19 protein-coding genes are annotated in these 22,660 nt (G+C 56.2%); 4 read left to right on the top strand and 15 right to left on the bottom strand.

Translation table 11 applies throughout. From position 1 onward, the window contains the following. Window positions 1–4 precede the first annotated feature (4 nt). The gene (locus CTT34_RS08625; protein ID WP_159342052.1) at window positions 5–946 is read left to right on the top strand and encodes an MlaD family protein; all 942 of its coding nucleotides are present in this window, start codon (window positions 5–7) and stop codon (window positions 944–946) included. Next, window positions 943–1,545 (top strand): ABC-type transport auxiliary lipoprotein family protein, encoded by a 603-nt coding sequence (locus CTT34_RS08620; RefSeq protein WP_159342051.1) that lies wholly within the window; start codon window positions 943–945, stop codon window positions 1,543–1,545. The genes CTT34_RS08625 and CTT34_RS08620 overlap by 4 nt, the downstream gene beginning before the upstream one ends. Before the next feature lie 9 nt (window positions 1,546–1,554). On the opposite strand, the gene CTT34_RS08615 is transcribed toward CTT34_RS08620, so the two are convergent. The 10 genes from CTT34_RS08615 to CTT34_RS08570 form a co-directional block, all read right to left on the bottom strand. Further along, window positions 1,555–3,426, bottom strand: a complete 1,872-nt coding sequence (locus CTT34_RS08615) for a protein kinase domain-containing protein (protein ID WP_159342050.1) — start codon at window positions 3,424–3,426, stop codon at window positions 1,555–1,557. 18 nt (window positions 3,427–3,444) lie between these two features. Next, a complete protein-coding gene (locus CTT34_RS08610; RefSeq protein ID WP_159342049.1) occupies window positions 3,445–4,692 on the bottom strand; it encodes a 2-oxo acid dehydrogenase subunit E2 in 1,248 nt (415 codons plus the stop codon). A gap of 17 nt (window positions 4,693–4,709) precedes the next feature. Then, window positions 4,710–5,687: an alpha-ketoacid dehydrogenase subunit beta gene (locus CTT34_RS08605; protein WP_044629412.1), complete on the bottom strand. Its 978-nt coding sequence runs from the start codon at window positions 5,685–5,687 to the stop codon at window positions 4,710–4,712. Between the two features lies 1 nt (window position 5,688). Then, complete coding sequence (locus CTT34_RS08600; RefSeq protein ID WP_159343741.1) at window positions 5,689–6,891, bottom strand: thiamine pyrophosphate-dependent dehydrogenase E1 component subunit alpha; 1,203 nt, start codon at window positions 6,889–6,891, stop codon at window positions 5,689–5,691. Between the two features lie 152 nt (window positions 6,892–7,043). Beyond that, the gene (locus CTT34_RS08595; protein WP_302476125.1) at window positions 7,044–7,820 is read right to left on the bottom strand and encodes an ABC transporter permease; all 777 of its coding nucleotides are present in this window, start codon (window positions 7,818–7,820) and stop codon (window positions 7,044–7,046) included. Beyond that, complete coding sequence (locus CTT34_RS08590; RefSeq protein WP_159342048.1) at window positions 7,810–8,775, bottom strand: ABC transporter ATP-binding protein; 966 nt, start codon at window positions 8,773–8,775, stop codon at window positions 7,810–7,812. Before CTT34_RS08590 ends, CTT34_RS08595 begins: the two co-directional genes overlap by 11 nt. Beyond that, complete coding sequence (locus CTT34_RS08585) at window positions 8,772–9,971, bottom strand: ABC transporter permease (protein ID WP_159342047.1); 1,200 nt, start codon at window positions 9,969–9,971, stop codon at window positions 8,772–8,774. The genes CTT34_RS08590 and CTT34_RS08585 overlap by 4 nt, the downstream gene beginning before the upstream one ends. Before the next feature lie 3 nt (window positions 9,972–9,974). Continuing rightward, window positions 9,975–10,898, bottom strand: coding sequence for a glycine betaine ABC transporter substrate-binding protein OsmF (gene osmF, locus CTT34_RS08580; RefSeq protein ID WP_159342046.1), 924 nt, complete (start codon window positions 10,896–10,898; stop codon window positions 9,975–9,977). 105 nt (window positions 10,899–11,003) lie between these two features. Further along, window positions 11,004–12,389 carry a cysteine--tRNA ligase gene (gene cysS / locus CTT34_RS08575; RefSeq protein ID WP_159342045.1) on the bottom strand — a complete coding sequence of 462 codons (1,386 nt, stop codon included), beginning with the start codon at window positions 12,387–12,389 and terminating at the stop codon, window positions 11,004–11,006. 11 nt (window positions 12,390–12,400) lie between these two features. Further along, entirely contained in the window at window positions 12,401–14,080 is a 1,680-nt protein-coding gene (locus tag CTT34_RS08570) for a glutamine--tRNA ligase/YqeY domain fusion protein (protein WP_159342044.1), read from the bottom strand. 156 nt (window positions 14,081–14,236) lie between these two features. Here CTT34_RS08570 and CTT34_RS08565 point away from each other — a divergent pair, with 156 nt between their 5' ends. Continuing rightward, window positions 14,237–14,737 carry a peptidylprolyl isomerase gene (locus tag CTT34_RS08565; RefSeq protein ID WP_159342043.1) on the top strand — a complete coding sequence of 167 codons (501 nt, stop codon included), beginning with the start codon at window positions 14,237–14,239 and terminating at the stop codon, window positions 14,735–14,737. 14 nt (window positions 14,738–14,751) lie between these two features. Further along, window positions 14,752–15,522, top strand: coding sequence for a UDP-2,3-diacylglucosamine diphosphatase (locus CTT34_RS08560; protein ID WP_159342042.1), 771 nt, complete (start codon window positions 14,752–14,754; stop codon window positions 15,520–15,522). Window positions 15,523–15,604: 82 nt separating this feature from the next. Here CTT34_RS08560 and CTT34_RS08555 read toward each other — a convergent pair whose 3' ends face one another. The 5 genes from CTT34_RS08555 to clpP form a co-directional block, all read right to left on the bottom strand. Beyond that, complete coding sequence (locus CTT34_RS08555; RefSeq protein ID WP_159342041.1) at window positions 15,605–17,422, bottom strand: SurA N-terminal domain-containing protein; 1,818 nt, start codon at window positions 17,420–17,422, stop codon at window positions 15,605–15,607. Window positions 17,423–17,533: 111 nt separating this feature from the next. Further along, window positions 17,534–17,806 carry an HU family DNA-binding protein gene (locus tag CTT34_RS08550; protein ID WP_009724302.1) on the bottom strand — a complete coding sequence of 91 codons (273 nt, stop codon included), beginning with the start codon at window positions 17,804–17,806 and terminating at the stop codon, window positions 17,534–17,536. Window positions 17,807–17,998: 192 nt separating this feature from the next. Beyond that, window positions 17,999–20,425: an endopeptidase La gene (gene lon / locus CTT34_RS08545; protein WP_159342040.1), complete on the bottom strand. Its 2,427-nt coding sequence runs from the start codon at window positions 20,423–20,425 to the stop codon at window positions 17,999–18,001. A gap of 200 nt (window positions 20,426–20,625) precedes the next feature. Further along, entirely contained in the window at window positions 20,626–21,906 is a 1,281-nt protein-coding gene (gene clpX, locus CTT34_RS08540) for an ATP-dependent Clp protease ATP-binding subunit ClpX (RefSeq protein WP_159342039.1), read from the bottom strand. A gap of 74 nt (window positions 21,907–21,980) precedes the next feature. After that, on the bottom strand, window positions 21,981–22,598 hold the full coding sequence (gene clpP, locus CTT34_RS08535) for an ATP-dependent Clp endopeptidase proteolytic subunit ClpP (protein WP_159342038.1): 618 nt from the start codon (window positions 22,596–22,598) through the stop codon (window positions 21,981–21,983). Between the last annotated feature and the right edge of the window lie 62 nt (window positions 22,599–22,660).

The following is a 22,660-nucleotide window of genomic DNA, read 5'->3' as shown; positions in this document are numbered from 1 at the left end:
GCACATGGAAACCCGAGCGCACCATATTTTGATTGGCCTGTTTACCGTGCTGACGGCCGCTGCCGCCTTGCTGTTTGCGCTCTGGATGAGCTATGCGGCTGGCCAACGCGACTATCAACCCTACCGCATTTTGTTCGAGCGCAGCGTCAGCGGCCTCTCAGTGGGCAGCAAGGTGCAGTACAACGGCATTGAAGTGGGCGATGTTACCGAGCTTTCCCTCAATCCTGACGACCCACGCCAAGTGATCACACTTATTCGCGTGTATGAAGACACTCCGATTAAAGTGGATACCCGCGCAAAGCTAGCCTTTGCCAGCATTACCGGCAGTATGTCCGTGCAGCTCTATGGCGGCACCCCAGAAAGCCAACGCTTGCTAGCGCAGAGCAGCGACGATACGCCTTTTATTAAAGCCGACCCGTCGCCTATTGCTACGCTGTTTGACGAAGGCGAAGAGATGGTCGAAAACCTCAACGCGATTTTGCAGAGTGTGAACGAACTCTTCAATGACAATAATCGTGAGCAAGCAGGCAATATCCTGACCAATATTGCCCAAATCACCGAGATGATTGCCTCTCAGCAGTCTGCCCTGGATGAAAACATGGCGCTCTTTGGCGATGTGTCACGCCAAGCCTCCACCACGCTTGAAAGTATCGAATCGCTTAGCCTAGAGGCGAACCGCTTGCTGAGCCAGGAGGGTCAGCAGGTGATGCGCAGCGCAGAGAGCGCCAGCCGCAATGTTGCCAGCGCTGCCCAGCGGATAGAACAGTTGGTGAACGATAACGCGGGTGCTGTCGAAAGCACTCTACAAAGCACTCGCGACATTGCCCCGGCCCTAGCGGCGTTACGCTCGACACTCGCCACCCTCGACCGCATTACACGGGAGCTTGAGGAGAGCCCCACGGACTTTTTCCTAGGCCGCGACCAAGTAGAGGAGTTCCACCCATGAACATGCACGCTTTACGTAACGGCTTTTTTCTAAGTGCCTTACTTACCCTTTCGGGCTGCTCTATTTTACCGGAGAAAGCGCCATCGACGCTGTATCGCTTGCCTGCTACCACGATGCAGAGCGCCCCTGCCACCATCACGCAGCCAGAGCGACTGGGTATCGCTACACCAGAAGCGGGCCACCTGCTCAGCAGCAATCGTATCGTGGTGTTTCCTGAAGGCAATGTGGTCAATGTGTATGAGGGTGCTCGCTGGCATGAAGATGCGCCGGACATGCTGCAGGCCCAGCTGATTGCAGGCCTTCAGCAGCAAGAGCTTTTCGCCAATGTGAGCAGCGACCGGCTCCCTCACGACTTGCTGCTATTAAGCGAGCTGCGCCACTTTCAGAGCGAGTATGACACCTCTCCGCCAAGCGTTAACCTGCAGTTGGACGTCCAATTACTCGGCGCGGACCAACAGCCCGTGGCCTCCACCAGCTTTGCGATCCGGGAGCGCGCCACAAGCACTGGGATACCCGATGTGGTGAGCGCCTTTGGTAGCGCCACCGACCGTTTAACCGAACAGTTGGCGAGCTGGCTAATCACAAACGCGCCGAATTAACAGTGCCGCCTAACGCGGCGGCGCGGGCAAGGCGCTTTTTCTCACATACTCTTTTGGGTCTTTGGGGTAGAAGTGCTCTGGCTGTCGTTCTAAGTGGGTAAAAAAGCGCGTGTCTTTGTAGGGCATCTTCATAAACCCTGACACGCCCAGCCCCTCGATTTGACTGACAGCGGCCAGCATTCGGCTCAGTAGGCTGCGAAACTCCTGCTCACGTTGAGGGTCGAGCAGCCGGTAGTAGCTATGGATTTTGAGATGTTTGGGCAGCGCTTCAAAGATGATCATACCGGTATGGTGAATCTCATTGAGCCGCTGAAGCAGTTGCATAATGGTATCCGGCAGCACCAATAGCTCTTCTGGGTCAGGGCCATCTTCAAAGTAGCTGTGCTGCCGGGTGCGATCCTCCATTTCCGGCACCGCGCTCACTTCGTAATTAATCGCCATCTCTGGCTGGCAGTGAAACGCCTCCTCAGGGCTAGCACGCTCTAAGTGCAGCGTTTGGCGGGCATTGAACAGACAACTTTTAAATACCCCCTGGCGATGAATGGCCCGTGCTAAGTGCACCATGTTATTCACCGCTTCGATAAACGCGGGCTTTAGCGCTGGGTCATGCAGGTTGAGCGACGAATCAATATAGACCCCCTCCCGCTCCCAGCGCACCGCTAAACCACCGACGACTGGGTATTTGCCCAACCGGCTCACCGAAGCCAAAAAGGCTTTTTCGGTTTCTCCCATCCCCTGCATAAACTGTTTGTAGTAGCGATCAAGCTGCACATCGTTAACGTCGTTTAACGTCTCTTCAGCGCTTGCCTCGCGTAAAAACGCCTTTCGTGAGCTGTACACCACGGTATCAATCTCTTGGCTAGCCGGGCGACGCAGACCTTTTCCCCATACGGGCACTAGCGGCGCTTGGGGGGCGATTGGCAGGTCAACCATAACCAGCTTCGCCATGCGCGGCATTTCACGAATAAAGTAATCCCCCGCTTTACGCCGCACCTGTGGGTCGGGGTCGAGCATGCCATCCAGCGTGCGCGCGAACTCGATCGGCAACCCCAATGCGCTTGCTGGAATCGCTCGATGGCCAAAACGACAGGACTGCGCAGACGCTAGCGCATAGAGCGTACCTGCCGCCCCCTGCTCGTCGAACCGTGGCGACGAGAGCGCTCCGTTAAGCTGCTCTTCGCCAATAAAGTAGACATCGCCCAGCCGAGCATTGGTTTGCTGAAGGTTGTCGGACATTAACTCCATCACGTTGGCGCCAACAAACTGCAGCGTTTCATCCAACTGGGCAAACACCGACGAGCCCCAGTCAATCAGCGCAATGGCCTCGCAGGTGGCGTCAAAGACCAGATTAGAGGGTTTAATGTCGCCATGTACCACCGGCCGCGCGTTCGGGCCTGTTTCACGACGCAGTGCTTGTAGGATGTCTGCTAACTGTGCGGCGATGCGCACAATTAACCGAGGTGTGAGCCTTCCCTGCTTGAGCGACACTTGCTCCAGGTTCCAGCCAGGGGCACGCTCCATGACCAGAATCGACTGGCCGCGTGAGCGCTGATAGGCGATGAGTTTAGGAATCCGAGGGTGTGACACTTGATCAAGCATAAACGCCTCCTCTTCGAGGCGTTCTTGTAAATGAGTGGGCAGCGTAATGCGTGAAAACTTGAACACGTAGTGCGCCTTGACGCCTTGCTGCCAAGCGCTACCCGCAAACACAAACCCGTAAGCCCCCTTACCAATCAGCTCGATATTCGAATAGCCCAACTGGGCAAGCTGTGCCTGGCACAGCGCTACCCAGTCTTTTAGCTTTCGCGCATCGTGATGGCTTAGCAGGTACACCGACTGCTCTTCGGGTATGTAAAACTGCTGCAGCGGTGCCTGGCTCATAGCAAGGTGCCTACACGGTTAGGCCAGATGAAGCAGCATGCTTTCCGGCGCCTCGAGAAAGCCTTTCCAGGCGTTGCAAAAACGAGCAATGGTACCGCCATCAATAAAGCGATGATCGCCTGCCCACGTGACCGTCAAAATTGCCCGGCGCTGCACAGCCCCGTGCTCATCAAAGCGCGGCAGCCACTGGGTTTTGCCAATGGCCACAATGGCGGCTTCCGGCGCATTAATAATCGGCGCCGCGTAGGTTCCCCCGAGGGCACCAATGTTGGAGATGCTGATGGTGCCGCCCTTTAGATCCGCCTGCTCCACGCGCCCTTCCCGCGCGGCATTGGTTAGCCTGCCGACCTCTTTGGCAATCTCAAACAGCGTTAAGCCCTCGACACCCTTCACGTTAGGGACCAAAAGCCCCGCTTTGCTATCCACCGCCATGCCGATATTGCACTGGCCGTAGTAGCTCAGCTCGTTGGCTTCGCTGTTTAACTGTGCATTGATGATCGGCGTCTCCGCCACGGCCAGCGCCATCGCTTTCATAAATAACGGCATCAGCGTGAGCCGTTCGCCCTTTGCCTCTAACTGCGGCTTGAGCCGCTCGCGCAGCGCCAACAGCTCAGTGACATCAATCTCTTCACCGTAGTGAAAATGAGGAATGGAGCTAGCGGCCTCTACCATGCGCTTGGCCATCACCGCCCGCACGCCGCGCAGCGGCTCTACTTTTGAGGGTGCTAAGCCTGTGCTTGAAGGCACCGCAACACTGGCCGTTTGGGTAGATACCGCTGGCGCGTTGAGGTGCGCTAGCACGTCTTCTTTCAACACTCGGCCATCTTTACCACTGCCTGAAATTTCCGACAGGGCTAGGCTGTGCTCGCGTACTAAGCGCCGTACCGCAGGGCTAGCGGGCACTTTGCTTGAAGAAGCCGCGGTAACGGCTTGGCTTTTCGGCGGCTGACCTTCATCCGCGGCCACTCCGTGGCTGCTGGGCGGCGCTGAAGGTGCCTGCTCGGTAGCGGTAGTGTCGCTGTTCGTCTGACCGGCGGTTTGGTAAGCATAAAGCGGCGCGTGAACTTTGGCGATCTTACCCTGGGGCACATACAGCTTGGTGACCGTCCCGGCTTCTGGCGCGGTGATTTCCACCAGCGCCTTGTCGGTCATCACTTCGACAATCGGCTGATCCTCTTCGATGGTGTCGCCTTCGGCCACGCGCCACTCCACCACTTCACACTCAACAATGCCTTCACCGATATCTGGCAGTAAAAAATCACTCATGGCTGTTCTCCCTGGCGCTAAAAGTTCACGCTTTCGCGAATCGCTTCAAAAATTTTCAGGTGGTCGGGCAAGTACTCTTTCTCCAGCACAAGCGGGAAAGGCGTATCCAGCCCGGTAACCCGAGTAATCGGCGATTCCAGATAGAGAAAACAGCGCTCCTGTATCGTCGCGGCAATTTCACCTGCAAAGCCGCCGGTGAGCGGCGCTTCATGGCTAACAATCATACGGCCGGTTTTAAATACCGACTCTGCCACGGTATCCACATCCCAAGGCAGCAGCGAACGCAGGTCGATGACCTCGCAGGAAATCCCCTGCTCTTCAGCAAGCTCGGCGGCTTTGCTGATCACTTCCATCTGCGCACCCCAGCCCACCAGGGTAATATCGGTTCCCTCTTTGATCACTTCTGCTTCACCAATTGGCAGTTGGTAATCTTCATCGGGCACTTCACCTACGGCGGCACGATAGAGCCGTTTTGGCTCTAAAAAAAGCACGGGGTCGGGGTCACGAATCGCCGCCAGCAGCAGCCCTTTGGCTTGATAGGGGTTGCGCGGCACCACCACTTTTAAGCCCGGCGTGTGGGTAAAGTACGCCTCAGGAGATTGCGAGTGGTATAAGCCCCCGGAAATGCCGCCGCCATAGGGTGTGCGAATGGTGAGCCCGCCTACGTTGAAGAGATCCCCAGAGCGGTAGCGGAATTTGGCGGTCTCGTTAACGATTTGATCAAATGCGGGGAAGATGTAATCCGCAAACTGGATTTCAGCGACGGGTACAGAGCCTTGTGCAGCCAGTCCGTTAGCAAAGCCAATGATGCCCTGCTCTACCAGCGGCGTATTAAAACAGCGCGCTTTGCCGTACTTTTCTTGTAAATGGCTGGTGGCTCGGAAAACACCGCCAAAAATACCCACGTCTTCACCAAAACAGATGACTTTTTCATCTTCCGCCATGGCGATATCCAGCGCGTTATTAATCGCCTGGAGCATATTCATCGTCGCCATATTACGCCTCTCCCTGGGTATCAGTGGCTGACGAAAGCGTCAGATCGAGTGATTTTGCGCCGCGCGGGTAGGCTTCTGGGTAGCGGCGAATATGCCGCTTCAACTGATCCAACTGACGCTGTAGCGCAGGCGTCACATCGGCGTAAACATCGCTTATCAACGATTCAAGCGGCGGCGGCGGGCGTTTTTCGGCACGCTTCATGGTTTCCAGCACTTCACGGCGCAGGCTCTCCTGCTGGGTAGCCTCCTCTTCATCGCTCCACCAGCCTTTCTTAGCCAGCCAGCGCTGCATACGCAACAGCGGGTCTTTTACGCGCCATGCTTCCTCTTCGCTCTTAGCGCGATAGCCTGACGGGTCATCCGACGATGAGTGGGCAGCTAACCGGTAAGACATGGCTTCAATCAGCACCGGTTGGTTCTGCTCAACGGCGATTTTTCGAGCCTGCCGGGTTGCTTCATACACCGCTAGGGCATCGTTACCATCCACACGAATCACGTGCATATGGTAGCCGAAGGCACGGGGAGCAATTCCGTCAGCGGCAAACTGTTCTGTGGAGGGAGTAGAAATAGCGTAGCCGTTGTTGCGGCAGAAGAAGATCACCGGCACCTGATGCACCGAGGCCATATTGAGCGCGGCGTGGAAGTCCCCTTCTGAGGCCGCACCTTCGCCAAAAAAGGTCAGCGTACAGTGACCTTCACCGGCCAGCTTTTGACCATAGGCATAGCCGGTGGCTTGCGGGATCTGAGTCGCTAGCGGGGAAGAGATGGTCATGTAGTGCAGCTTGCGAGAGCCGTAATGAATCGGCATTTGGCGGCCTTTGCCGTAATCAAGCTCGTTGCCAAACAGCTGATTCATAAACTCATCGATAGAGAAACCGCGATACATCAAGGCACCCTGTTCGCGGTACTGGGCCATGATCATATCGGCATCATCAAGCGCGGCGGCAGCGCCTACCACGGCTGCTTCTTCACCGGTGCACTGCATATAGAAACTCAGCCGCCCTTGGCGCTGCGCGGCCATCATGCGCTCATCAAGAATACGCGTGGCTAACATGGCTTGATACAGTCTACGAGCGTGGTCTCGGGTGAGCGCGGGCTCTTCGCCACCCGGATACAGCTCACCATCCGGATTGAGTAGACTGAACGTCTCGATCGAGAATTCATCACCGGTCATGAAAGCCGGTTGGTGTACGTACTGAGTCATCATTATTGTCCTTGTTTTTACCCCTTTTGAGGGCAGTGTTGTCGGTCATGACCTTTTATGCCAGTGGATTTATCTGACAAGGGTCAACGCAACACTTGGACAGTAACTCAGTGCAAGCCGTTTAGGGATTCAACTTAAGACGCAGAGAGCACTTAAGAAGCAGAGAGGCGTTGGCGAAGCCGCTGCTGGTAGACGTTAAAGGCGCTATCCACGCTCAGCGCCAGCAGCGCGATCAATAGCGCGCCTTGCAGCACGTAGGCCATATTGCCATTGACGATACCGGCAATAATCGGATCACCCAGGTTGCTAGCCCCTACCGTCGCTCCAAGGGCTGCCGTGGCAATATTGATCGTCACGGAAGTACGTACCCCTGCCAATATGACAGGAGCCGCTAAGGGAAGCTCCACGTGACGCAGCACCTGCCAAGGCGTCATGCCCATGGCCTGGGCCGCCTCTTTGATGGTCGCGTCAACATCGTTAATGCCCGCCAGCGTATTGCGTACGATTGGCAGCAGCCCGTAAAGCATCAGCGCAACGATAATAGGCAGCGTACCAAACCCCAGAACGGGTACCGCCAGCGCCAACACAGCCACCGGAGGAAACGTTTGCCCTAAAGAGGCCAACTGCCCCACCAGAGGCAAAAAATCCCGCCCTCGCTCGCGGGTAACGGCAATACCTGCCGCCAAACCAACCGCAATGGTGACCACTGCCGCCACGCCAACCACTAACACATGGCGGCCCAGCAGCTCGTAAAACGCCGCGCGATCATAGACGACTTGCCGGGCGTCAGGCTCTACCCAACGAAACAGGCCCTCTAGGAGCGGCATGCCGACGATGCACATCGCCAGTAGCGCGGCCCAAATAAGCGGCAGAAACCATTGAATGCTCGGTGCATTCGGCAAGCTGACGGTGGCAGAATTACGCGTCACGTTGGCTCACCTTATCCAACTGCGCCTCTTTAACGATGCGGCGCAGCGAAAGCTCCCCTATCGGTACATCGCCTTGATCCACCACGGTTAAGCGGTCGCATTGATCGCGCAGCATCATAGAAAGCGCTTGGCGCAGCGAGAAATCGGTGGGAATTCGAGATTGTGCCGGTAAAGTAGGCCCAAGCGATGTCATATGATCTTTTACGCGCGTTAAAGCTGCCTGCTTCAACCCCCGCTCAAGCCCACCGAGCAGGGATTCCACAAACGGATCAGCGGGCTGCTGAAGCAGTGCCAGCGGCGTGCCCTGCTGGACAATACGGCCATCACGCATGACGACCAAATGGTCGGCTAGCTTCAGCGCTTCATCCATATCGTGGGTCACGAACACAATGGTTTTGTGTAGCCGTGCCTGTAGCTTGGCCAGCTCATCCTGAAGCTTTTCTCGGGTAATTGGGTCCAGTGCGCCAAACGGCTCATCCATCAGTAGTATATCGGGGTCTGCGGCTAAGGCACGGGCCACCCCGACCCGCTGCGCTTGACCACCTGAGAGCTGATGGGGATATTTATGCGCAAACTCGCCCACTGGCAGGCCAAGTAAGCCCATCAGTTCCTCTACACGGGCGTTAATTTCTGTAGCGGGCCATTTCAGCAGCCGAGGGACTAATCCAATATTGCGCGCGACGTTCCAGTGCGGGAACAGCCCGGTACTCTGGATCACATAGCCGATTCGACGACGCAATTTCACCGGATCGTACTGCTCGATCGCTTGGCCATCCAAAATGATGTCGCCGCTGCTGTGATCGATCAGCCGGTTGATCATACGCAGCGTGGTGGATTTACCACAGCCAGAGGTCCCCACCAGCGCACAGAACTTTCCTTTTGCGACCCGTAGCGTGATGTCATCCACGGCGGTGTCGTCGCCAAACTGTTTTGAAACGTGGGAAAGCTCGATCATTCCTGTCCTCCGGGACGCAGCGCGTCTGCTAACGCGCCTAACCCTGCATCCACCATTAGTGCCAAGATTAGAATGGGCAGCGCGCCCAGTAGCACCATATCCATGGCGGCTTGACCCAGCCCTTGAAAAATGAACGTACCCAAACCACCGGCCCCGATCAGCGCGGCCACAGCGGTTAACCCGACGGCCTGAACGGAGGTAATACGCACGCCTTCTAACAGTACGGGAAGCGCCAGCGGAAAACGCACTTGCCAAAAACGCTGGCTCGTACGCATGCCCATGGCTTTAGCAGCTTGCAATGTGTCCTCGCTCACCTCTTCGAGGGCGATGTAGGTATTACGTACCATCGGCAGCAGGCTGTAGGCTATGAGCGCGATCAACGCGGGCGCGTTACCAATACCGCTCACCCCTAATGCCGCCAGTGTCGGTACGTTCGCTGCCAACCAAGCCAGGGGCCCTAGCAACAGTCCAAAAAGCGCCAAGCTGGGGATGGTTTGTAAAAAGTTCAGCAGCGTAAAGGCGACTTTTTGCAGGCGCTGATAGCGACGCATCAGCATCGCTAACGACATCCCCAGCACCACGCTGACGCCTACGGCGGTGCTCACCAGCGCAATGTGTTGTCCCACCGCCTGATAAAACTGCTGCTCGCGCGCCTGAAACTCCTGCACGAGCGCAAGGTGATCCAGCCAGAGTGCCGCACACCCCCACCAAGCCACGCCTACCCCTCCTAGCAGTAGAGTGGGCCACCAGCGCGACAATCCCAAGCGCAGTCGCAGTTCTACCAAACAGAGCAGTAAGACGAACAGCACGGACCAATAGGCCGGACCTATGCCAAGCCGGGCCTGGGGCAGTGAAGGGTCGACCAGCCAATGCCCAGCTACCATCAAGCCAAATGGCATGAGTAGCAAGGTGAGTGTGATAAGACCCAGTATCGCCCGGTAGTGTCGGGGGCTGGGTACGCAGGCCAGAGTCGTCATGGCAACAAAGAGTAGCGACACGAGTATCGCCCCTGGCCAACGAATAGCGTCGACGATGCCAAAGGTGGTACCGGAAACGATGCGATTAGGGGCAACACTCACGAAGCTCAACAGCCAAGCGGCAGCCAGCATGGCAACGCTTAGGCACAACAGCACAACATTCGGGTACCAAGGGCGTCGTTTAAACGATGGCGATGGCAAAGCGTCGATTAACGACATTCATTAGTCATCCAGGCCGTCAAGGTAGTCACTGGCGACCTGATCCGGCGAGAAGCCATTCACCGCGACATCTGCGTTGAGCTCTTGAAGCGTGACGAGGTCGAGCGTGGCGAATACTTCATTCAGCACCGCTTCCATTTCAGGGTAAGCGTTCAGTACTTCCTCACGCACCACGGGGGCGGGTTGATACACCGGCTGGACGCCTTTGGAGTCTTCGAGGACGACAAGCCCTAACGCGCTCAAACCACCGTCGGTCCCGTAGGTCATGGCACCGTTGACACCGCTGGTTTGCTGAGCCGCTGCACGCATCGTCGCCGCGGTATTGCCACCAGAAAGCACCAGCAGTTGGTCATCGCTCAACTCGAAGCCGTAGGCGTCTTGGAAAGCAGGTAGCGCCTGGGCAGATTCGACAAATTCGGCGCTGGCAGCAAATTTGAACTCCCCGCCGTCGGCAAGATACGCGGCCAGATCATCCAGCGTCACCAAATCATTGGCCTCGGCCACGTCCTGACGAATGCTCATGGCCCACGTATTGTTGGCACTGGCAGGCTGGAGCCAGATCAAGCCCTGTTCAGCATCACGTTCGCTAACGGTTTGATACGCCTCTTCTGCGCTGTTCCACACCGGGCTATCGGTCATGTCGAAGAAAAACGCGCCATTCCCCGTGTACTCGGGGTAAAGGTCGATCTCGCCTGCTTGCAGGGCGCTGCGTACCACGCTGGTGCCCCCCAGTTGCAGGCGATCTTCGGTGGGAATCCCGTTACGCTCCAGCGTCTGGATGATCAACTCGCCCAGGACGGACCCTTCGGTATCGATCTTGGAAGAGACCACCACAGGGTCGTTAGCACTGGCGGTGGAGAGTGTGGCGACAGAAAAGGCTACCGTCGATAGACAGGCAGCCAACGAAGGTGTGTACAGTGAGCGCATGGGGTCATCCTTTTCAATGAGCGTCTAGGGCTTATCGTTTCAGTATAAGAGCCTGCTGCGTTGAAGTCAGACGCCGCGTTAACGACGTCTGACCCAGGCGCGCGATTAAGGCGCTTCGATCACCCAGGTGGTTCCTTCCCGGGAGTCCTTGAGAATGATGCCAAGCGCTGCCAACTCGTCACGAATAGCATCAGCGCGGGCAAAATCCTTGCTGGCTTTCGCTGCATACCGCTCGGCGATTTTCGCTTCGATCTCCTCATCGCTTAGCGCTACCTGCTGCTGGGCACCTTTCAGGAACGTTTGTGGCGTTTGCTGCAGTAGTCCCAGCACCCCGGCCAAGCGCTTTAACTCACCAGCCAAACGCGGTGCCTCTGCCGGCTGATCGCTTTTCGCTCGGTTGAGATCGCGGGCCAAGTCGAATAGCGCGGCCAAGGCGACAGGCGTGTTGAAGTCGTCGTCCATTGCCGCGGTAAAGCGCTCTGCGGCGTCGCTGGCGGCTGCCTGCTCGTCAGCGTTCACGCCATCTAATGCCGTATAAAGCCGCGTCAGCGACTTACGCGCTTCGACCAGGGAGTCCACCGAGTAATTGATGGCGCTGCGATAGTGGCTTGCCACCAACAGGTAGCGCACCACTTCTGGATCATGCTCGTCAAGCACGTCGCGGATGGTGAAGAAGTTACCCAATGATTTGGACATCTTCTCTTGGTTGACGCGAACGGCTCCGGCATGCATCCAGGTATTGACGTAGGTTTTCCCTGTCGCCGCTTCCGATTGGGCAATCTCGTTTTCATGATGGGGGAAGGTCAAATCCGGCCCGCCACCATGGATATCGAAGGTATCGCCCAAACAGCAGGTCGACATCGCGGAACACTCGATGTGCCAACCCGGTCGCCCGTCTCCCCAGGGAGAGTGCCAGTGGGCTTCACCCGGCTTGGCCGCTTTCCAAAGCACGAAATCCAACGGATCTTCTTTGTGCACATCCACATCGACCCGTGCACCAGAGCGCATGTCATCCAACTGACGGTTATTCAATTTGCCGTAGTCGGCGAATTTACGCACTCGGTAATAAACGTCACCATTGGCCGCTGCGTAGGCGAAGCCTTTTTCGATGAGCGTTTCGATCATGGCGACGATATCGCCAATGTGGCCCGTCGCCCGTGGCTCCTGGCTAGGCGGCAACACGTTCAGTCGCGCCTCGTCCTCGTGCATTGCGGCAATCATGCGCTCGGTGAGCGCGCTGATGGTTTCGCCGTTCTCCTCGGCCCGTTTGAGGATTTTATCGTCGATGTCCGTGATATTGCGCACGTAGGTCACGTCGTAACCGCGGTGGCGCAAGTAGCGGGTAATCACGTCAAAGGCCACCATCACCCTGGCGTGGCCAAGGTGACAGTAGTCATACACCGTCATGCCGCAAACGTACATGCTGACCTTGCCAGCAACCAGTGGGCTAAAAGGCTCTTTGCGGCGTGTCAGCGTATTGTAAATGTGCATATGACGTTTCCTTAACCCTTCTGTTTGATTTTCGCCCAGCTATCTTTCAGACCGACGGTACGGTTAAACACGAGGTGCTCAGCCGTCGATGCGTGACGATCGGCGCAGAAGTAACCTACTCGCTCGAATTGGAAGCGATCTTCTGGAGCTGCACTGGCTAAACTTGGTTCGCCGATGGCTTCACATACCACCAGCGACTCGGGGTTCAGGTGCTCCAGGAAGTCGACATCCTTATCACGGTCCGGCTGCTCGACCATAAACAGGTTGTCGTACAGGCGGACTTCCATCGGTACACCATGGGCAGCGCTGACCCAGTGAATCACGCCTTTCACCTTGCGGCCTTCCGGGTTTTTACCCAGGGTGTCGAAGTCCACGGAGCAACGCAGCTCAACAATCTCACCTGCATCGTCTTTGATCACTTCATCACAGCGAATTACGTAGCTGTTGCGCAGACGCACTTCTTTGCCCGGTGCTAGGCGGAAGAATTTCTTCGGTGCGTCTTCCATGAAATCGTCTTGGTCGATGTAGAGTTCACGCCCAAACGGCACCTTCCGCATGGGCATGTCGTCACGCGCCGGGTGGCCTGGCACCTCGTAGACCTCTTCGTGGTCTTCCGCCACGTTGGTCAGTACCACTTTCAACGGCTTGAGCACGCACATGGCGCGGGGTGCGTTATCTTCCAAATCTGAGCGGATGGCGTGGGTCAGCATGGCGATATCCACCAAACCACCGTCGGAGCGGGTCACGCCGATCATTTCACAGAATTTACGAATCGAAGCGGGCGTATAGCCACGGCGACGCATACCGGAAATGGTCGGCATCCGTGGGTCATCCCAACCATCGACGATCTGCTCATCCACCAACAGCTTCAGCTTACGCTTGGAGGTCAGCGTGTAGTCGAGATTGAGACGGGCAAATTCGATCTGACGCGGTTTTGCGGGCACCGGCAGGTTATTCAAGAACCACTCATACAGCGGGCGATGGTCTTCAAATTCCAGCGTACAGATGGAGTGGGTAATGCCCTCGATGGCATCCGACTGGCCGTGGGTAAAATCGTACGAGGGGTAGATTTTCCACTTATCACCGGTTTGGTGGTGATGAGCATGACGAATCCGGTACAAAATCGGATCGCGCAAATTGATGTTGGGCGACGCCATATCGATTTTGGCGCGCAGTACTTTTTCGCCTTCACCAAACTCACCGTTGCGCATCCGCTCAAGAAGGTCCAGGTTCTCGTCGGCGCTGCGCTCACGGTAAGGGCTCGGCTTGCCGGGCTCGGTCAGCGTGCCTCGATATTCACGAATCTCATCCGGGGAGAGATCATCCACATAGGCTTTCCCTTCGCGAATCAGGTGTTGGGCCCAGGCGTAGAGCTGATCGAAGTAGTCGGAAGCGAAGCGCACCGGACCGGCCCATTCAAAGCCCAACCAGCTAACGTCTTCTTTGATGGCATCGATGTACGCCTGCTCTTCTTTCGCCGGGTTGGTGTCGTCAAAGCGCAGATGACACTCACCACCCAACTGCTCTGCCAACCCGAAATTCAAACAGATCGACTTGGCGTGGCCGATATGCAAAAAGCCGTTGGGCTCCGGGGGAAAGCGCGTCACGATTTTGGTGACCTGGCCGCCCGCTATCTCGTCGCGTACTTGGTTGCGAATGAAGTTCGGCGCTGGGGTGGTCTCGTTGGTCATGGTGGTGTTGATAACCTCATGGTGGATGGCGTGCTGGGCAAACGATACGAAGGCAATCGGGGTTTGCGCTTCGCGGTGCCGAGCAAAACCGCTATTATAACGTGACGCCGATGCACAGCGCCAAGGCGAACGCCTTTATTGAACAGGAATTTATCCATGATCGTATTACAGACGAACCACGGTGACATCACCATTGCGCTTAATCATGAAAAAGCCCCGGCCACTGCGGCGAATTTCGAACAGTACGTGCGCGACGGTTTTTACGACGGCACGCTGTTTCACCGGGTCATCGATGGCTTCATGATTCAAGGCGGAGGTTTCGACCAAGAGTTCAACCAAAAGCCGACACGCGATCCGGTCGAAAACGAGGCTGACAACGGTTTGCAAAACACTATCGGCACGCTGGCCATGGCCCGTACGCAAGACCCCCACTCCGCCACGGCGCAGTTCTTTATCAATGTCGGTAATAACAGCTTCCTCAACCATAGCGGCAAAAGCCTGCAAGGTTGGGGCTACGCGGTGTTTGGAGAGGTCGTCGATGGTATGGACGTGGTCAACGCCATCAAAGGTGTGAGCACCACACGTCGCGGCATGCATGCTGACGTTCCCGCAGAAGACGTCATCATCGAACGCGCCTACGTGAAGGAAGCGGAATAACCGTTAGGAGCTTTATGCGTACTCTGCTCATCGCTGATATGCATCTAAGTCACGATACCCCTGAGATCAATCAGGGGTTTTACCGTTACTTGGAACAAACCGCTCAAGGTGCAGACGCGCTCTACATTCTGGGCGATCTTTTCGATGCCTGGATTGGCGACGACCTGCTGGACACGCCGCATCCGTTGAGCGCCGTGGCCCATAACGTCATTCAACGGCTACGTGTACTCAGTGACGCGGGCACTAGCATCTATTTCATTCATGGCAACCGCGATTTTTTACTGGGTGAGCGCTTCATCAACGGCTGTGGTGCCACTCTGCTGCCAGACAGTGAAGAAGTCGAACTGCAAGGTGTCCCCGCCGTTATTCTTCACGGCGACAGCCTGTGTACCAAAGACGAAGCTTACATGGCGTTTCGCGCTCAGTCGCGAAGCGAGCAGTGGCAGCATCAGATTCTCTCGCTGCCATTGGAGCAGCGATTGGAGCTTGCCAAAAGCTTGCGCATGCAGTCAGGTGATGCCAATGCGGGCAAAGCCGACGACATCATGGACGTCACCCAAGACGAAGTCGTGGCACTTATGGAACGTTGCGGCGTATCGACCATGATTCATGGTCATACTCACCGGCCCAACGTACACGACCTCACAGTGGAAGACGTGCCTGCCAAACGCTTCGTACTAGGGGACTGGGACAGCGAACACGGCTGGGATGTGCTAGTGGAGCGCTCTGACGAGCGTCACGCCGAACCCGTATTGCGGCAGTTTCCACTCAACGCTCCGCCCTAACCTGCGCTCATTGCGACATAAAAAAGCCGATCAAATCGATCGGCTTTTTTTCTATGGCGTTCCTCCAACGCGGGGCTATGCCCTAGCGCTCGATCTCCGCCTCGCTACGCAAGTCGTCAATCAAGCCCTGGATGACCGATTGCGCAAGAAGCTGCTCGGCCATTTGGGCCACGAACGCCGTCATTTGCTCATCCACCTCGCCAACGGAAACGTCGTCAAGCGCAACGACAGCCACCCCTTGCGGCATGTTGACGGCACGGTAAACGCTTTCGCCCTCGTCTGGACGAGGCATACGGAAGACTTCACCCACCAGCGATTGAGGCAGCGTGGTGTCCGACTGACGCGACACGTCATTGGCTTCCAGCCACTCCAGCTCGACACTCTCACCTTCCCGCAGGGAAGCAATTAGCTCTGCGGCCTGGGCCTGAAGTGCTTCTTGGCGCTGCTGAGCCGCAACAGCCTGCTCGACTTCCTCGCGAACGGCTTCCAAGGGCAGAACCGTCGCGTCCCGATGCTCGGCCACCCGCAGCACGAGACGTCGATCATTATCGAGTTCGATTACTTCGCTGTTGTAGCCCTCTTCCAGCACGTCTGCACTGAAAGCTTCATCCAGAACGCCGGGCTCAGACAGCACACCTTCTCCTTCACCACGGGCGATCCATTCCGTTCGCTCGAGCGTCAGGCCGAGATCATCAGCGACACTTTGCAGGTCATCGGCAGCAAAGCTCTCGTCGATCAGGCGCTGCACTTGCTCGTTGAATTCGTCGTTGATACTGCTGAGTGCTACGTCCTGTGCCAGCGCATCGCGCTGCTCTTCAAACGATGGGCCTGCCAGTTCGGTTACCCGAAGAATGTGGAAAGCACCGTCCATTTCTACTAACTGAGAGGTCTCGCCTACGCCAAGAGAAAACGCCGCTTCATCGAAGGCATCACCAAAAAAACCACGGCTAATGACGCCAAGATCGCCACCGTCCTCGGCACTGGCCGTATCGTCCGAGTAGCGCGCCGCGGTATCCGCAAAACTTTCGCCCTCTTCCAATGACGCAAGCGCTTCGCTCGCCAGCGCTTCAGCTTCTTCGCGACTCCGCTCATCGTCGAAGGTTACCATGATGTGTGATACACGACGGTCAGCGCTTTGGTTCTGCTCGCGCCACGCTTCCCGAAGCGCCTGCTCGTCCACCTCGACGTCGTCCGCCATAGCTTGGCGATCGATCAACACGTACTCGACGCGCACCTGTTCAGGACGCTCGAAACGTGACTGGTTGGCATCGTAGTACGCCTGCATCTGTTCGTCGGTGACGTTGACGTCGATCTCGACATCATCTGCATTCAGCATAACGTAGCGAAAATCGCGCTGCTGACGCTGCAGATCGGCCAAGCGCTGCTCTTCACTGGGTAGACTGAAATCGCTAAACGCAAGCCCCTGCTGTAAATGCTGACGTTTGATATCGACTCTCAGTTCTTCTCGAAATGAGAGTGGCGTGTAACCGGCGCCAGCGAGACGGTTACGGAACAGCTCGGCCGAAAAACGCCCGTCTTGGTCATGAAACTCCGGCAGGCTGACGATCATTTGATCCAACTGTGCATCGGAGACGTGAAAACCGCCGTCTTCGGCGTATTGGGTCAGCAAGGTTTGGGTAATGAGCTGGTCGAGCATGTCATTGCGCAGCGCTCGCTCTTGCTCGGGCGGCACCTGGCCAGAACGCAGTGCACGCTGAACGCCCAGCTCGACGTCTTGGCGCATAATGGGTTCACCATTCACGCTGGCGACTTCGTTGGGGTCGCTACCAAACACGCTAAACAGCGATTCCACGCCAAACAGTGCCATGGCCGCCACCATGAGACCGATAATTATCTTGGCACCCCAGCTTCTGGAGCCATCTCGTATACTTTGCAGCATGCTAGCCTCAGATCATCAAAGCCATCTATTGCCCAAATCATCGGGCCAGAAAAGAACATGGGCGCATCGCGGATGCGATGCGCCCATTAGGTTACAGCAAACGCGTGCCAATTAGTTGACGGCGTCTTTCAGCGCTTTACCGGCTTTAAAGCTGGGTACTTTGGCGGCGCTGATTTCGATGGGCTGGCCCGTTTGCGGGTTACGGCCGGTACGTGCAGCACGCTCTTTGATTGCGAAAGTACCAAAACCGACCAGAGAAACACTCTCGCCTTTTTTGAGGCTATCGGTGACAGACTCCACCATGGCATCCAATGCGCGGGTTGCCGCTGCTTTCGGAATATCTGCAGACGCGGCAATAGCTTCAATCAGCTCGGACTTATTCACACTTCACCCCTTAACTGTTTCAAAAAATGGCTCTGAACGGCACGGTCACCGAGTGCATCAACCTCAAAGCATAGCTGCGTTTTATAGCAATGCCTTGAAACACCTGTCAAGCGACCGGGCCGTGAAATGCCCGCTGCTCAAGGCATTGGGCAAATTTATTAAGTAAAATTAAAGCGGAAGGTGCTTTAATGCTTAATGGGTGCTTGCAACAGCATTTGTACTGAACGACTTATCGGCGCCTTTTAGCGTGGCCCCTTCGGTCACGTTCTCCGCCAGCGCAACCGCCAGCACGTCATCTATCCACCGTACGGGACGAATATCAAGTGCTCCTTTGATATTCTCCGGTACTTCCTTGAGATCTCGACGATTTTCCTCAGGGATTAGGACGGTCTTTATACCACCCCGCCGGGCCGCCAGCAATTTCTCCTTTAGACCACCAATCGGCAGCACTTCGCCCCGTAGGTTGACCTCACCTGTCATGGCCACATCGCAGCGTACCGGGCGTTGCGTGTAGGCCGAGACAATGGCTGTCACCATGGCGATACCCGCGCTAGGCCCATCTTTGGGCGTTGCACCTTCAGGCACGTGGATATGCAGGTCCTCGTTCTCGAAACGCTGAGGGTCGATACCATAGGCATCGGCTCGCGCCTTGACCACCGTCTGAGCAGCACTCACCGACTCTTTCATGACATCGCCCAAAGAGCCGGTTTTATTGATGCGACCTTTTCCTGGCGTGACGACCGATTCGATATTGAGCAGCTCGCCGCCCACGGACGTCCATGCCAAGCCGGTGACTCGGCCTACCTGATCCTCTTGCTCTGCCAAACCGTAGCTGTAGCGACGGACACCCGCATAGGTTTCGATCTGATCGGCAGACAAGAGTTGCGGAGCCTGCAGCTTGCTACCGGCTTTGTCTTTCGAGGTGCGCTCGGCTTCAAGGCGCTCGCGCAGTACCTTGCGACACACTTTGGCGATTTGACGTTCAAGCTCCCGCACACCCGCTTCACGGGTGTAGTAGCGTACGAGCTCCAGTAGCGCATCGTCACCGAGTGCCAACTCTTGCTCTTCCAAACCGTTGGCTTCCAGCTGTTTTGGCAGCAGGTAGCGCTTGGCGATGGCCAGCTTCTCATCTTCGGTGTAGCCGGGCAGGCGGATGATCTCCATACGATCCAGCAGCGGGCCTGGAATGTTCATCGAGTTCGCCGTGCAGATAAACAGCGTCTCGGAGAGATCGTAGTCCAGCTCGAGGTAATGGTCGCTAAAGCTGCTGTTCTGCTCGGGATCCAACACCTCCAGCAGCGCGGAGGCGGGATCTCCCCGATGGTCCATTCCCAGCTTGTCCACTTCATCCAACAGGAACAGCGGATTTTTCACACCGGCACGACTCATGCGCTGCATCAGCTTACCGGGGAGCGAACCAATGTAGGTACGACGATGGCCACGAATCTCCGACTCATCGCGCACGCCACCCAGCGCCAGGCGAACGTACTTACGATTGGTCGCACGGGCAATGGACTGCCCCAATGAGGTTTTCCCCACACCAGGCGGCCCCACCAAACAAAGCACCGGCCCCTTCAGTTTTCGCACGCGCTTTTGGACTGCCAGGTACTCAAGAATGCGCGCCTTAACCTCTTCCAAACCGTAATGATCCGCGTCGAGCACTTCTTGTGCTTTGACCAAGTCATGCTTGACCCGCGTGCGTTTTTTCCACGGCACGGCGATGAGCCAGTCCAGATACGAACGCACTACGGTCGCCTCAGCAGAGTTCGACGCCATCATCTTGAGCTTGTTGAGCTCTTGCGTCGCTTTTTCAGATGCCTCTTTGGGCATGCCGGACTCTTTGATCGCCTGTTCGTACTTTTCTGCCTCATTGGGCACGTTATCCAGCTCACCCATCTCTTTCTGGATGGCCTTCATTTGCTCGTTAAGGTAATACTCGCGCTGCGTTTTCTCCATCTGCTCTTTGACACGCGAGCGGATGCGCTTTTCTACCTGGAGCAGATCGATTTCAGACTCGATCAGCGCCATCAAGTGCTCGATACGGTCACGTACGCGATCCATCTCGAGCAGCTCCTGCTTGTCACCGATTTTCAGCGACAGGTGGGCGCAGATGGTATCCACCAGCCGACTCGGATCTTCGATGCCGGAGAGCGAGTTCAGCACTTCGTTGGGGACTTTCTTGGAGAGTTTGACGTACTGCTCGAACTGATTCAGCAGCACTCTCACCAGCGCCTCCTGCTCACGGCTGGTGAGCGGCTCGCTTTCACGCGGCGTTAAATGCGCTTGGGTGTAGCCCGCCTCGTTTTCTTCGATATCGATGACATCAGCGCGGAAGCTGCCTTCAATCAACACCTTTACAGTGCCATCTGGCAGTTTCAGCAGCTGCATGATGTCTGCAACGGTCCCCATCGCGTAGAGGTCCGCATTGTCAGGATCATCCTGTGAGGCTTCTCGCTGAGCCACCAGCAGTACACGCTTGTCGGCTTCCATTGCGGCTTCCAGGGCCTGAATGGACTTTTCACGACCAACAAAAAGCGGAATAACCATTTGCGGGTACACTACGACATCCCGCAATGGCAACAGGGGTAGACATTGTGTCTGATCGGCGTTCTGCTGCATCGCAGACGTTCCTCAAATTCGGATGAGTACTTGAACGGTACTTAGCCAAGTACCTCACAGTGTGAAAGGGCATGGCAGGACACGCTCACTGCGTGCTGATCAGCCATTTCAAGTCGTGTGTTAACAACAAGGGGCCGCCTAGGCGACCCCTTGGTTTGGCACCAGCGGTGGAGAGCTAGGCCGTGGCACGCACGTCGGGGTTAGCCGTCGGTGCCGTCGACCCGGGCTTCTTCCTGCTGCGAGTAGATCAACAGTGGCTCGCTTTCGCCAGCGATAACCGAGCCATCGATGACGACTTTGCTCACCCCTTCCAAGGATGGAATTTCATACATCGTGTCGAGCAGAACCGACTCTAGTATGGAGCGAAGGCCACGCGCGCCGGTTTTACGCTCCATGGCTTTCGCCGCCACGGCTTTCAGCGCATCGTCTCTAAACTCCAGCGTGACGTCTTCCATCTCGAAGAGCTTGGCGTATTGCTTGATCAGCGAGTTTTTGGGCTCGGTCAAGATTTGCACCAGTGCATCTTCGGTGAGTTCGGTCAACGTGGCGATAACGGGCAGACGACCGACGAACTCTGGGATCAAACCGAACTTGACCAGATCTTCAGGTTCGACATCTGCCAACAGCTCTCCCACACCGCGAGAGGACTCTTTGCTCTTGACGCTGGCGTTGAAGCCAATCCCGCCTTTCTCGGCACGATCACGAATCACTTTATCGAGACCCGCAAACGCACCGCCGACGATGAACAAGATATTCGCCGTATTTACCTGGACAAACTCCTGCTGAGGATGCTTGCGCCCCCCTTGCGGAGGAACAGAGGCCGTCGTGCCTTCAATCAGCTTCAACAGCGCCTGTTGCACGCCTTCGCCAGAGACATCACGGGTAATCGACGGATTGTCCGATTTGCGCGAAATCTTGTCGATTTCATCGATGTAAACAATGCCGCGCTCGGCCTTCTCGACATCGTAGTCACACTTCTGAAGCAGCTTTTGGATGATGTTTTCAACATCTTCACCCACGTAACCTGCTTCGGTCAGCGTCGTTGCATCAGCAATGGTAAAAGGTACATTCAGTAGCCGCGCCATGGTTTCGGCGAGGAGCGTTTTACCGCTGCCCGTCGGACCAATCAGCAGGATGTTGGATTTACCTAGCTCCACATCGCCTTCACGCACTTCTGACTTCAGACGCTTGTAGTGGTTATACACCGCTACGGACAGCACCATTTTGGCGCGGTCTTGTCCGATGACGTAGTCGTCCAATGTATGACGTATTTCGCGGGGCGTAGGTAAACGCTCCTCATCGCTCTCGGCATCGGCTTCGAGAACTTCTTCGCGAATGATGTCATTACATAAGTCGACACACTCATCGCAGATATACACGGACGGGCCGGCAATCAGCTTACGTACTTCGTTTTGGTTTTTGCCACAAAACGAGCAGTAGAGCAGTTTGCCACCTTCGTCCTTGCCTTTGCCGTCGGCCATTCGCGTACCTCTGTCACTGCGGCGGCTGACGCCGCCTTAAAAGCTCGTTAGAAAAGCAGAATCCTATCACGCTATCAGGATGTAGGCCGCTTATCCAGCACTGCGTCAATCAAGCCGTACTCTTTGGCCTTATTGGCGCTCATGAAATTGTCGCGGTCGGTATCTTGGGCCACTTTCTCAATCTCTTGACCGGTGTGATGGGCCAGAATTTGATTCAGTTTTTCACGAATACCGAGAATTTCACGGGTGTGAATCTCGATATCCGATGCTTGGCCTTGGTAACCACCGAGCGGCTGGTGAATCATCACACGGGAATTAGGCAGGCAGTAACGCTTGCCTGCGGCACCCGCGGTGAGCAGAAGTGCGCCCATGCTAGCCGCTTGACCGATACACACGGTGGAGACATCCGGCTTGATGAACTGCATGGTGTCGTAGATGGACATCCCTGCCGTCACCGAACCACCGGGCGAGTTAATGTAAAGATGAATATCCTTATCAGGATTCTCAGACTCAAGAAACAGCAGCTGCGCCACGACAAGGTTGGCCATGTAATCTTCTACCGGGCCTACCAGGAAAATCACGCGCTCTTTGAGAAGACGCGAGTAAATGTCGTAGGCTCTTTCCCCTTTGGCGCTCTGCTCAACCACCATGGGCACTAAACCGCCGGCGTTTTGAATATCAAACTCACTCATTCGGGTGATTCCTTGCGTCCGGTAAGGGAAAAGCGCACCCCAGCAGGGTGCGCCACGCGATG

This window comes from Halomonas meridiana (assembly GCF_009846525.1).
Taxonomy (GTDB): domain Bacteria; phylum Pseudomonadota; class Gammaproteobacteria; order Pseudomonadales; family Halomonadaceae; genus Vreelandella.
The sequence above is the reverse complement of the archived record's forward strand: the minus strand, read 5'-3'. Positions and strand labels throughout refer to the sequence as shown.